Origin of the sequence: Rhodoligotrophos defluvii (assembly GCF_005281615.1) — a bacterium.
GTDB lineage: Bacteria > Pseudomonadota > Alphaproteobacteria > Rhizobiales > Im1 > Rhodoligotrophos > Rhodoligotrophos defluvii.
On the sequence record NZ_SZZM01000001.1, the window covers coordinates 1,274,763 to 1,287,029 of the forward strand.

Annotated in this window: 9 protein-coding genes; 4 read left to right on the forward strand and 5 right to left on the reverse strand. The window is 63.1% G+C overall.

The features are described 5' to 3' along the window. Positions 1 to 48 precede the first annotated feature (48 nt). Complete coding sequence (locus tag E4P09_RS06080) at positions 49 to 756, forward strand: LolA family protein (protein ID WP_137388635.1); 708 nt, start codon at positions 49 to 51, stop codon at positions 754 to 756. A 364-nt stretch (positions 757 to 1,120) separates the two neighbouring features. Then, positions 1,121 to 1,930: an exodeoxyribonuclease III gene (xth, locus tag E4P09_RS06085; RefSeq protein WP_137388636.1), complete on the forward strand. Its 810-nt coding sequence runs from the start codon at positions 1,121 to 1,123 to the stop codon at positions 1,928 to 1,930. On the opposite strand, the gene lptE is transcribed toward xth, so the two are convergent. Together lptE and leuS are read right to left on the reverse strand one after the other, a co-directional pair. Next, the gene (gene lptE / locus E4P09_RS06090) at positions 1,927 to 2,457 is read right to left on the reverse strand and encodes an LPS assembly lipoprotein LptE (protein WP_137388637.1); all 531 of its coding nucleotides are present in this window, start codon (positions 2,455 to 2,457) and stop codon (positions 1,927 to 1,929) included. The two genes, xth and lptE, sit on opposite strands and share 4 nt — an antisense overlap. A 66-nt stretch (positions 2,458 to 2,523) precedes the next feature. Next, positions 2,524 to 5,121 (reverse strand): leucine--tRNA ligase, encoded by a 2,598-nt coding sequence (leuS, locus tag E4P09_RS06095; protein WP_137388638.1) that lies wholly within the window; start codon positions 5,119 to 5,121, stop codon positions 2,524 to 2,526. A 194-nt stretch (positions 5,122 to 5,315) separates the two neighbouring features. Here leuS and E4P09_RS06100 point away from each other — a divergent pair, with 194 nt between their 5' ends. Together E4P09_RS06100 and E4P09_RS06105 are read left to right on the forward strand one after the other, a co-directional pair. Then, positions 5,316 to 5,960, forward strand: a complete 645-nt coding sequence (locus E4P09_RS06100; RefSeq protein WP_137389262.1) for a YggS family pyridoxal phosphate-dependent enzyme — start codon at positions 5,316 to 5,318, stop codon at positions 5,958 to 5,960. 108 nt (positions 5,961 to 6,068) lie between these two features. Then, positions 6,069 to 8,579 carry a GcvT family protein gene (locus E4P09_RS06105; RefSeq protein WP_137388639.1) on the forward strand — a complete coding sequence of 837 codons (2,511 nt, stop codon included), beginning with the start codon at positions 6,069 to 6,071 and terminating at the stop codon, positions 8,577 to 8,579. A 115-nt stretch (positions 8,580 to 8,694) separates the two neighbouring features. On the opposite strand, the gene acs is transcribed toward E4P09_RS06105, so the two are convergent. The 3 genes from acs to E4P09_RS06120 all read right to left on the reverse strand — a co-directional run bounded on the left by acs (position 8,695) and on the right by E4P09_RS06120 (position 12,229). Continuing rightward, the gene (gene acs / locus E4P09_RS06110; protein WP_137388640.1) at positions 8,695 to 10,647 is read right to left on the reverse strand and encodes an acetate--CoA ligase; all 1,953 of its coding nucleotides are present in this window, start codon (positions 10,645 to 10,647) and stop codon (positions 8,695 to 8,697) included. Between the two features lie 63 nt (positions 10,648 to 10,710). Beyond that, positions 10,711 to 11,433, reverse strand: a complete 723-nt coding sequence (locus E4P09_RS06115) for a class I SAM-dependent methyltransferase (protein WP_239025036.1) — start codon at positions 11,431 to 11,433, stop codon at positions 10,711 to 10,713. 16 nt (positions 11,434 to 11,449) lie between these two features. Next, positions 11,450 to 12,229 (reverse strand): succinate dehydrogenase iron-sulfur subunit, encoded by a 780-nt coding sequence (locus E4P09_RS06120; protein WP_137388641.1) that lies wholly within the window; start codon positions 12,227 to 12,229, stop codon positions 11,450 to 11,452. Between the last annotated feature and the right edge of the window lie 38 nt (positions 12,230 to 12,267).

Consider the following 12,267-nt stretch of genomic DNA (forward strand, 5'->3'; position numbering starts at 1 on the left):
CAGCGGCTTTCTGCCGCAGTTTGATGCCGCCACTGTCGGATCGACCGAATGGAGCAAGAAACGGCCATGTTCACCATTGCCACCCGGCGTGCTTCGCGCGCCATCAGATGTGTTTTTGCTGCGGCGCTGGCCGTCGGGGCGTTTGCCCTGACCGGCGGAGGTCTCGTCGTTGCCGAAGCGGAAGCGGCAGCGCCCAGCCAGCTGAGCCCCGAGCAGATCAAGTCCGTTCAAGGGGTGTCGGACTATTTCAATCGGTTCTCCCACATCCAGGGCGAGTTCGTTCAAGTGGGGCCGAAAGGCCATGTCTCGCAGGGCCTGTTCTACATCAGCAAGCCCGGCAAGCTGCGCTTCGAATATGCGCCGCCCAATCCGTTCCTCGTGGTCGCCGATGGCAGCTATGTGATTGTCGCCAATAAGAAAAACGAGAAGACGGATTACTATCCGCTGTCCAAGACCCCGTTGCAGCTCGTGCTTGCTCCGAAGGTCAATCTCCTGCAGGAAGCCAAGGTGGTCGACGTGCAGCGCCAGGACCATCTCGTGGCGATAACGCTGGAGGACAAGTCGGCCTTCGTGCCCGGCCAGCTTATTCTGGTATTCGACGAGCAGAAGCCGGAGCTCGTCCAATGGATCATTGTGGATGGCGACGGCAACCGCACGACCATCTCCCTGTCCAATATCACCACCGACGTGGCGCCTGATCCGAAGCTTTTCGTCTTCAACGCGCCGCGAAAGATCGAAATGCGCGACAGCCGCTGATTTAATTTGGGACAAAAATCAAGGGCCTAATCGCTCCGCGAAGGGAAACTTCACCTAATCACGAATTTTTTTTCGTGGTAGTGATTGAAACGCAACAGCGACTGCGCCATTTATTGGGTGTAGCGGTTGTTCCCCCTCTCTCTCACACGATGGCCAAACTGCCCCCCGCTCGATTGGCCATAGGAACAGCTGCTAAGCGTCGGTATCCCCTCCCGACGCAAAAGCGCACAAGCGCTGGGCGCCCGGGCCCCCGACCGGGCGCCCTTTTCATTTCCGGCAGGGGCTTTTCTTCCACATTGCGCGCCTGCCACTGTGCGACTAGACCTCTGGCATCGTGAGGTCGCGTAGGGATTTAGCTCGCACAATGCATCTCAAGATCGCCACCTGGAACATCAACTCCGTACGCCTGCGCATCGGCCTGGTCGAACGCTTCCTTGCCGAGCACCAGCCCGATATCCTCTGCCTTCAGGAAATCAAGTGTCCCGACGGCAACTTTCCGGCGAAGGCCTTTCACCGCCTGGGCTACCCGCACATCGCCCTGCGCGGCCAGAAGGGCTATCACGGCGTCGCGACCGTCGCAAAGATGCCGTTCCTGGATGTCACCCACCGTCTCTTCTGCGAAAGGGACGACGGGCGCCATATCTCCGTGGCCGTTCCCGGAGCAAGCGAGCCGATCGTTGTCCACAACTTCTATGTGCCCGCAGGGGGAGACGAGCCGGACCCGGTCATCAACGAGAAGTTCGCCCACAAGCTCGCCTTCCTCAAGGAAATGCGGGGCTGGTTTGCCGACGCGGCGGCCCATCCCCTGCCGATGATCATGGTGGGCGACCTCAATATCGCGCCGCTTGAGACCGACGTGTGGTCGCACAAGCAGCTGCTGAAGGTGGTCAGCCACACGCCCATAGAGGTCGAGCACTTGGACGCGGTGCGCGCCGCGCATGACTGGGTCGATCTGGTGCGCTGTCATATCCCGCCCGCCGAAAAGCTCTATACATGGTGGAGTTATCGCGCCCGTGACTGGCAGGCCGCCAATAAGGGACGCCGCCTCGATCATATCTGGGCAAGCCGCAGGCTTGAGCAGAGCTGTATCGGGGCAACCGTGCTCCGCGATGCGCGCGGCTGGCCGCAGCCGTCCGACCACGTCCCGGTGATTGCGGAATTTGCTTTCGCCTAAACCGGGGAGCCCGGCTGCTGGGAGAAGAATGCGCCGAGCCGCGTGGTGATGTTGTCGGCAACCTCGCGAGCGGCGCGCTCTATGGCATTGCGGTAGGCCTGCAGGTTTGCGAACTCGGAGGGCACCCTGTCGTAAGACACGCGGGAGAACGTATCGCCGGTCAGGATGCGCTTGCCGGTGGATAGATCGATCAACGTATAGACCGCGGATAGCGTATAGGCCCGGCGGTTTACGTCGGTGTTCCTCTCGACCGAGATGTCGAACTCGCTCTCAGTGAGCACGAATTCCAGACGGTATCGCTCGGGCTGGCCCTGGCCGACCGGGGCGATGTTGTTGAGCAGCGCATTGCGGACCAGCTGGCCGACCCGCGTATCGTGCTCCGCCACCTCCACGCCGGCGAGGGTGGCGGCAACTGAAGAGCCATCCGCCCGCGTCGCATACATCGGCTGAAACCCGCAGCCCGAGATGAGAAGGCCGGTCAAACCGATGGCCACGGCGAGTGCCGCTCGCGCGCGATGTTTCCCCAAAACCTTTCCCCTCTGCTTCGATCCGTCGGGCTGCCCGGCCCGGTTCACAGCACGAGATCACGCAAGTCATACCACCACGTTGACGATCCGGTCCGGCACGATGATCACCCGCCGCACCGGCTTGTCGCCGATGGCGCGGCGCACATTATCGAGCCTCAACGCGGAGGCTTCAATCTCATCCTTCTGCGCGCCGCGCGGAATGGTGAGATCATCACGCCGCTTGCCGTTAACCTGCACGGCAATGGTTATCGTATCCTCCACGAGCAGCGCCGGATCCGCATCCGGCCATCGCACCGTTGCCAGCATCTCCTCATGGCCCAGCACCTTCCAGCATTCCTCCGTCAGGTGCGGCATCATGGGATTGGCGATCTGCACCAGAATGTCCGCGGCCTCCCGCAGCGCCCAGGCAAGGTCGGCCGCTGGCGCCCCGTCGGTGCGCACCGCGCCCTGCAGGGTGTTGACCAGCTCATAGATGCGGGCGATCGCCCGGTTGAACCGCAGGCCCTCGATGTCCTGGCACACCGCATGGAGGGCCCTATGCGCGGCCTTGCGAATCTCCATCGCCTGCGGGCTGAAGCTTTCCGGCATCGCGGCACCCGCCGCCGTGGTCTCCGCGATTTCGTTGACCACGCGCCACAGGCGCTGCACGAACCGGTGGGCGCTCTCCGCCCCCGCCTCGGTCCACTCGATGTCGCGCTCCGGCGGCGTATCCGAAAGCATGAACCAGCGCGCCGTATCGGCGCCGAACTGCGCGATGATGTTCTCCGGATCGACCACGTTGCGCTTCGACTTCGACATGGATTCGACCGGTCCGACTGTCACCGGCGCGCCGGTCTTGGCGTGCACGGGGCCGTTCTCGCCGAACCTCACCTCTTCCGGGTAGAGCCAGCGGCCATGCGCGTCCTTGTAGGTCTCGTGGCACACCATGCCCTGGGTAAACAGGCCGGTGAATGGCTCGTCCAGATGAATATGGCCCGTGCGCCTCATGGCCCGCACGAAGAAGCGCGAATAGAGCAGGTGCAGGATCGCATGCTCGACGCCGCCGATATACTGGTCGACCGGCATCCAGTAGTGAGCGGCCGCTTGGGTGACCGGTACGTCCGCGTGCGGCGAGCAGAACCGCGCGAAATACCAAGAGGAATCGATGAACGTGTCGAAGGTGTCTGTCTCGCGCTGGGCGTCCGTCCCGCAGCGCGGGCATTTCACATATTTCCAAGTGGGATGGTGGTCGAGCGGATTGCCCGGCTTGTCGAAGCTCACGTCCTCCGGCAGCACCACCGGCAGCTGTTCCTTCGGCACCGGCACCATGCCGCAGTCCGGGCAATGAATGACCGGCACCGGGCATCCCCAGTAGCGCTGACGGGAGACACCCCAGTCGCGCAGCCGGAAATTGACCGTGCGCTGGCCAGTTCCCGCCGCCTCCATGCGGCGGGCGACCTCGGCCTTGGCCTCGGGCACGCTCATGCCGTTGAGGAAATCGGAATTGATCAGCACCACCGACTCGCCTTCCGTATCGAGGAAGGCCTCGTCGCCGATGCTGAACGTGGCGGGATCGGCGTCTCGCGGCGCCACCACCGGTATGACGGGCAGGCCATACTTGCGGGCGAAATCGAGGTCGCGCTGGTCATGGGCAGGGCAGCCGAAGACCGCACCCTCCCCATAGCCCATCAGCACGAAATTGGCCGCATAGACCGGCAGCCGCACATCGGCCCGGAACGGATGCCGCGCATAGATGCCGAGGGGCATACCGCGCTTCTCGGCCCGCTCGATCGCCTCCTCGGCGGTGCCGAGCGCTGCGCATTCCGCGCGGAATGCCGCAACCTCCGGCGAACGTTCCGCCAGTGCCCGCGTCAGCTCGTGGTCGGCCGCAACCGCACAGAAGCTCGCCCCGAAGATCGTGTCATGGCGCGTTGTATAGACCGTGAGCCGCTCATCCAGCGGCGTTCCGTCCTCCCGCTCCAGCGCGAAGGAAAAGCGCAGGCCTTCGGACCGCCCGATCCAGTTGCGCTGCATGAGCCGCACCTTGTCCGGCCACTGGTCGAGAGTATCGAGCGCATCCAGAAGTTCCTGGGCATAATCGGTGATCTTCAGGAACCACTGGGCAAGCTCCCGCTTCTCGACCGGCGCCCCGGAACGCCAGCCCTTACCATCGATCACCTGCTCATTGGCCAGAACCGTGTGGTCGACCGGGTCCCAGTTCACCATGGAAACCTTGCGCTCGACCAGCCCGGCCTCCATGAAATCCAGGAACATCGCCTGCTCGTGCCGGTAATATTCCGGATCGCAAGTCGCAAGCTCCCGGCTCCAGTCGAGCGAGAGGCCCATCAGCTTCAGCTGACGGCGCATGGTGTCGATATTCTCGTAAGTCCAAGTGGCGGGATGGACTTGGCGCTCGATGGCCGCGTTTTCCGCCGGCATGCCGAAGGCGTCCCAGCCCATGGGATGCAGCACGTTGAAACCCTTGGCCCGCTTGTACCGGGCCGTGACGTCGCCCATGGTGTAATTGCGCACATGCCCCATATGGATGCGCCCCGACGGGTAGGGGAACATCTCGAGCACGTAGTATTTCGGCCTGTCGGAAGTCTCGCTGGCCTCGAAGCAGCGGCTTTCCTCCCATTGCTTCTGCCAAAAGGGCTCGCTTACACGCGGGTTGTAGCGTTCCATCAGGATCGGGCCTTGTCTCGTGCCGCAGAATGTTTAGGAAAAGGCGGCGTGGCTGCTCGACTTACACGGACTTTATGGGCCTCGCAAGTCGCGCCTGCAGCCGTTTGGCCGCAAGGGCTATATGTTGGGAGATCGCCGTGACGGTTCAATCCGGCTCCATTGCTCATCCGGGCCTTGCCGACGTGGTCGCCAGGATGGACTCAGCGCTCAAGGCGGCAGGTCGCCCTGTAGGGGACGCGACCCTGATTGCCGTATCCAAGACCTTCGGGCCCGAGGAGATCGTGCCGGTGATCGAGGCCGGCCAGCGCGTGTTCGGCGAAAACCGCGTGCAGGAGGCCAAGGCGAAATATCCTAGCTTGCGCAAGCGCTACCCGGATCTCGAGCTTCACCTGATCGGACCCTTACAGACCAACAAGGTGAAGGAGGCGGTCGCCCTCTTCGATGCCATTCACACGGTCGATCGGCCGAAGCTCGCCGCCGAACTGGCCAAGGAGATGCAAAAGCAGAACCGCCATCCCCGGTTGTTCATACAGGTCAATACAGGAGCCGAGCCGCAGAAAGCGGGTGTCCTGCCGGACGAGGCCGATGCCTTCATCGCTCAATGCCGGGAACAGTTCGGGCTGGAGACCGCGGGGCTCATGTGCATCCCGCCGGTGGACGAGGAGCCCTCGCTCCATTTCGCCCTGCTGGACAAGATAGCCAAGCGTAACGGCATCAAGAACCTGAGCATGGGCATGAGCGGCGATTTCGAGACGGCGATCGCCTTCGGGGCCAACTATATCCGCGTCGGCAGCGCCATTTTCGGCGCGCGCGCCTACCCCGCCACCGACCACGCCTGACCTCCCGTGTCGCAATCGGGCAAGGGCCGGTCGCTCATCCTTGTGCCGTGAGCTTCACCGCCCCTATTCTTCAGGCAATCGGCTGGAGTTTTAGCAAGGGCGGTTCCCATGAAGAGCCAGGCACGGGTGGTGGTGATCGGCGGCGGGGTGGTGGGTGTCTCGACCCTCTACCACCTCGCCAGGAAAGGCTGGTCGGACGTGGTGCTGGTCGAGCGCAAGGAGCTCACCTCCGGCTCAACCTGGCATGCGGCCGGCCTCCTGCCTCTGTTCAACATGAGCTACTCGGTTGGCCAGATCCACAAATACTCGGTCGGCCTCTACAAGACCCTCGAGCAGGAGACCGGTCAGCACGTGGGCTTTGCCCAGGTCTCCAACATCCGCCTGGCGCGCACCCGCGATCGCTGGGACGAATACATGTATTACGCCGGTATTGCCAAGACCATCGGCGTCAACGTCAATCTGCTCACCCCCGAGCAGGTGAAGGAAACCTGGCCCCTCGCGGTCACCGACGGCCTGATCGGCGCCATCCAGCACCCGGACGATGGCTATATCCAGCCGGCAGATCTCACCCAGGCTCTGGCCCGCGGCGCCCGTAGCCGCGGCGCAGAGATCTACCGCTATACCACCGTGATCGGCATCGAGCAGAAGCCGAACGGGGAATGGCTGATAAGGACCGACAAGGGCGACATCACCGCGGAGCATGTGGTTTCCGCCACCGGCAACTTCGCCCGCAAGACCGGCGCCATGGTGGGCTTGGACATACCGGTCATTCCGGTTCAGCATCAATATATCGTCACCGAGCCGCACCCGGCCATCCGCGAGCGCCAGGCCGCAGGTCTGCCCGAGATGGGCGTGCTGCGCGAATCCGACAGCTCCTGGTACATGCGCGAGGAGAATGGCGGCCTCCTTCTCGGGCCCTACGAGGTGGGCGCGCCGGCCTGCTATGTGGATGGCCCGGGGGAGGATTCCGAGTATGAGCTGTTCCAGGAGGACCTGGAGCGACTTGAGCCCCATATCGAAACCGCCATTGCGCGGGTGCCGGCCTTTGGCGAGGTCGGCATCAAGAAGGTCTATAACGGGGCGATCGCCTACACACCCGACGGCTCGCCCATTATCGGCCCGGCTTGGGACCTCAAGAACTTCTGGCTGAACGAGGGTCATTCCTTCGGTGTGACCGCCGCCGGCGGCGCCGGCTGGCAACTGGCGGAATGGATGGTGGAGGGCGAGCCCTCCATCGACATGATGGGCGTCGATCCGCGCCGCTTTGGGCCCTATGCCACCCGCGGCTACCTCAAGGAGAAGAACGAGGAAGCCTATGCCAATGTGTTCACGGTGCACTACCCCGACGAGGAGCGCGCCGCCGCCCGGCCGCTCAAGCGCGCGCCCTGCTATGACCGGATGAAGGCGCTGGGCGCGGTGTTCGGCTCCGTCTATGGCTGGGAGCGGCCAAACTGGTTTGCGCCGGCGGATGTGAGCCTCACCGAGGCCGACCTGAACAAGCCGGACACGCTGCTGCGCGAGAATCACCCGCCGGTAGGGCCGGGTGACCCCATTCGCGAGAAATGGAGCTTCCGCCGCTCGAACTATTTCGAGCATGTGGGCCGCGAAGCACGCCATGTGCACGAGAAGGTGGGCCTGCTCGATATGTCGGCCTTTGCCAAGTTCGAGGTCTCAGGGCCGGGCGCCGAAGCTTGGCTCGACTATCTCGTGGCCAACCGCATCCCGAAAAAGATAGGCCGCATCGCCTTGACGCACATGCTGTCGCTGAATGGCGGCGTGCGTTCGGAATTCACCGTCTATCGCTCCGGTCCGCAAAGCTTCTATCTCGTGTCTGCCGGTGCCTATGAACGGCATGACTACGACCATCTGCAGAAGTTGCTGCCAAAAGACGGCAGCGTGCGGCTGAACAAGGTGACGACCCAGTACGGCGTGCTGGTGTTGGCCGGCCCGCGATCGCGCGATGTGCTGGCCAAGCTCACCGACACGGACCTCTCGAACGAGGCATTCCCCTGGCTGACCGGCAAGCCGATCAATGTGGACATTGCCTCGGCGCTGGCCATCCGCGTCAATTTCGTAGGCGAACTGGGCTGGGAGCTGCACCACCCGATCGAGATGCAGAACACCATTTTCGATGCGGTTATGGCCGCCGGGGCCGAGTTCGACATCAGGCCCTTCGGTATCCGCGCCATGGATAGCCTGCGGTTGGAGAAGTCATACCGGCTCATCCCGCGCGAGCTCTCGATTGAATATTCCGCCCTCGAATCGGGTCTCCACCGGTTCGTGAGCCTGAACAAGGGTGACTTCATCGGCCGCAACGCCCTTGCCGAGTGGCAGGCCCGCGGCTTCCGCAACCAGCTCGTGACCCTGGAGGTGCACGACGTGACCGACGCCGACGCCCGCGGCTCGGAGCCGATCTACAGAGATGGCAAGCTGGTCGGCCGGGCGACCTCCGGCGGCTACGGTTGGCGCCTTGGCAAGTCGCTGGCCATGGCCATGGTGCCGCCGGACATGGCGGAGGTCGGCAACACGTTCGACATCGAAATCCTCGGCAAACGCCACGGGGCCACGGTCATACCCGACTCTCCCTTCGACCCCGACAACGAACGCCTACGCGCCTGATCCACCGGAAACACCTCCGCGTCGGCGGAAATGTTTCACGTGAAGCACGCGCGTGATCCCCTTGCGTGGCCCGGCCCAGGCATCGGCCACGCCTGCCGCTCGTTTCGGCTCCGATTCAGGCGCTCTTCTTGGTGTTGGCGCGGTTGTTGACGAGATCCTCCACCACCGACGGATCCGCCAAGGTGGAAGTATCGCCCAGATTGGCGAAATCATCCTCCGCGATCTTGCGCAGGATGCGGCGCATGATCTTGCCGGACCGGGTCTTCGGCAGGCCCGGCGCGAACTGAATCACGTCTGGTGACGCGATGGCGCCGATCTCGTTCCGCACCCACTGCCTGAGCTCCGCCCGAAGTTCTTCGCTACCCTTCTCCCCGGCCATCAGGGTCACGTAGCAATAGATGCCCTGGCCCTTGATCTCATGGGGGAAGCCGACCACGGCGGCTTCTGACACCTTGGGATGAGCGACCAGCGCCGATTCGATTTCCGCTGTGCCCATGCGGTGGCCCGAGACGTTGAGCACATCGTCCACCCGGCCGGTGATCCAGTAATAGCCGTCAGCGTCGCGCCGGCAGCCATCGCCCGTGAAATACTTGCCCTTGTAGGTCGAGAAGTAGGTCTGCACGAACCGGTCGTGATCACCATACACAGTGCGCATCTGCCCCGGCCACGAGTCGAGAATCACCAGGTTGCCCTGCGCTTCTCCCTCCAGGATCTTGCCGTCGCTGTCGAGCACCGCCGGCCTGATGCCGAAGAAGGGCAGGGTGGCCGACCCCGCCTTCAGATCGATTGCACCGGGCAGCGGGGAGATCAGGATGCCGCCCGTCTCAGTCTGCCACCAGGTGTCGACGATCGGGCAGCGTCCATCTCCCACCACCCGGTAATACCACTCCCAAGCTTCGGGGTTGATCGGCTCGCCCACGGTGCCGAGCAGTCGCAGGCTCTGCCGGCTCGTGCCTTTGACGAATTGATCGCCCAGGCCCATCAGCGCGCGAATGGCCGTGGGCGCCGTGTAGAAGATGTTGACCTTGTGCTTGTCCACCACCTGCCAGCAGCGCGAAGCATCGGGATAGGTCGGCACGCCCTCGAACATCAGGGTCGTGGCGCCGTTGGCAAGAGGGCCGTAAACGATATAGCTATGCCCGGTGACCCAGCCCACGTCAGCCGTACACCAGTAGATGTCGTCCTCGTGATAGTCGAAGACGTACTGATGGGTCATCGACACATAGACGAGATAGCCGCCGCTGGTATGCAGCACGCCTTTCGGCTTGCCGGTCGAGCCGGACGTATAGAGGATGAACAGCGGATCCTCCGCATTCATCTCTTCCACCGGGCAGTCGGCCGCAGCCTTCGCATATTCCTCGTGATACCAGATGTCGCGGCCGTTGTTCCAGGCGATCGGCGCTCCCGTGTGGCGCACCACCAGCACCTTCTCGCCGCCCGCCGTCTTTTCCAGCGCCTTGTCGGTATTGGCTTTGAGGGGGATCTTCCGGCCGGAGCGGATGCCCTCATCCGCCGTGATCACGAATTTCGAATCCGCGTCCATGATGCGGCCGGCCAGCGAATCCGGTGAGAAACCGCCGAACACCACCGAATGGATGGCGCCGATCCGCGCGCAGGCCAGCATCGCATAGGCCGCCTCGGGGATCATCGGTAAATAGATCGTCACCCGATCACCCCGGCACACCCCATTCGCCTTCAGCACATTGGCGAATTTGCACACTTCCGCATGCAGCTGGCGGTAAGTGATATGCTTGCTGTCCTTGGGATCATCCCCCTCCCAGATGATTGCTACTTTGTCGCCGCGCGTCTCCAGATGCCGGTCGACACAATTGGCGCACACATTGAGCGTGCCGTCCTCGAACCATTTGATCGAAACATCGGGATAGCCGTAGGAGACGTTCTTCACCTTGGTGTAGGGCTTGATCCAGTCGAGGCGCCGGCCCTGCTCGCCCCAGAACGCCTCAGGATCCCGAATCGAGGCCGCATACATCTCCTCATACTTCTCGCGGTTGATGAACGCGCGCTGCTTCCAGCGATCCGGGACCGGGTAGAGCTTTTGGTCCGTCATTCCACTTCCTCCCGACGGGCTTCTTTCCCCACAATAATGAGGCGGCCGTGCCGCCAGGGCAAGTCATGCTCTCGGCTGATCGGCCCGTTGCGCGAACCGCCAAACCGCCGCGCGCTTGATTTCCGCATCTTCCAGATCGCGGCTGACCGGCACCTGATATTCGATCAGCTTCTCCAGGCGATCGCGCGGAAGATAGCTGCGGCCGGGGTCGCCGATCAACACCACGGCCCCTTCTGCCGCATAGCCGTCAAGCCAGGCAATCACCCTCTCGGCCATGGGGCGCTCATAGCAGACGTCCCCCGCGAGCACGACCTGGTAAGGTTCTCGCGCCAGGCTCAAGAGATCCCTCGCATCGGTGGTGACGTCAACGCCGTTGGCCCGCGCATTCAGCCGGATGGCGATCTCGGCATAGCCGTCGATCTCAGCAGCTGTCACCGCCGCCGCGCCAGCCATGGCCGCCGCAATGGCGACGATCCCCGAGCCCGCGCCGAAATCCAGCACGCGCTTGTCCCGAACGAGCACCGGATTGTCCAGAATATAGCGCGCGAGGGCCTGGCCCCCCGCCCAAGCAAACGCCCAGAACGGCGGCGGCAGGCCCATTTCGCCCAGTTCTTCCTCCGTCTTGCTCCACAGCGCCAGAGCCTCATGGGCAAGGTGAAGCCGCAGGGCCGGCACATGCGGCACCGGCAACAGCACGGTGTTATCGCGAATGAACGCCTCGCGGGCAGCCGGATCGGTCCGCTGCAACGGGGAATGTGCGGCCTCGTCTCGCGAGGCGCCGGTCACGGCCGCCGCAAGAGCATCAGAACTCGCGCTCCACCATCAGCTTCTTGATCTCGGCGATGGCCTTGGCCGGGCTGAGATGCTTCGGGCAGGTCTGCGCGCAATTCATGATGGTATGGCAGCGGTAGAGCCGGAATGGGTCTTGCAGCTGGTCCAGCCGTTCGCCTGTCGCTTCGTCGCGGCTGTCATTGATCCAGCGATAGGCCTGCAGCAGTGCGGCCGGCCCCAGGAAACGGTCGCTGTTCCACCAATAGCTGGGGCAGGCGGTCGAACAGCAGGCGCATAGAATACATTCATAGAGCCCGTCGAGCTGATTGCGATCCTCGGCGCTTTGCAGCCATTCCTTTTCTGGCTGCGGGCTGACCGTCTTCAGCCACGGCTCGATCAGCCGGTGCTGCGCATAGAAATTGGTCATGTCGGGAACCAGGTCCTTGATCACGGCCATATGCGGCAGCGGATAAATCTTGACCACCCCGTCGATCTCATCGATGGCCTTGAGACACGCCAATGTGTTGATGCCGTCGATATTCATCGAGCACGAGCCGCAGATGCCCTCGCGGCAGGAACGCCGGAACGTCAGCGTCGGGTCGATCTCGTTCTTGATCTTGATGATCGCATCCAGCACCATCGGCCCGCAGGCATCCAGATCGACGTAATAGGTATCCAGGCTGGGAGTCTTGCCCGCGTCCGGATCATAGCGGTAGATCTGGAACTCTTTCACCCGCTTGGCTGACGCCGGTTTCGGCCAGATCTTGCCTTTGGTGATTCTCGAGTTCTTGGGCAGTGTCAGCTGGACCATCTGGTCATCCGCATTGCTTTAAATTGGGGAATGCCTTG

Coding starts and splice junctions, on each gene's coding strand:
- E4P09_RS06105 (WP_137388639.1), top strand. CDS start 6,069: ATGAAGAGCCAGGCACGGGTGGTGGTGATCGGCGGCGGGGTGGTGGGT.
- leuS (WP_137388638.1), bottom strand. CDS start 5,121: ATGGAACGCTACAACCCGCGTGTAAGCGAGCCCTTTTGGCAGAAGCAA.
- E4P09_RS06120 (WP_137388641.1), bottom strand. CDS start 12,229: ATGGTCCAGCTGACACTGCCCAAGAACTCGAGAATCACCAAAGGCAAG.
- E4P09_RS06080 (WP_137388635.1), top strand. CDS start 49: ATGGAGCAAGAAACGGCCATGTTCACCATTGCCACCCGGCGTGCTTCG.
- acs (WP_137388640.1), bottom strand. CDS start 10,647: ATGACGGACCAAAAGCTCTACCCGGTCCCGGATCGCTGGAAGCAGCGC.
- xth (WP_137388636.1), top strand. CDS start 1,121: ATGCATCTCAAGATCGCCACCTGGAACATCAACTCCGTACGCCTGCGC.
- E4P09_RS06100 (WP_137389262.1), top strand. CDS start 5,316: ATGGACTCAGCGCTCAAGGCGGCAGGTCGCCCTGTAGGGGACGCGACC.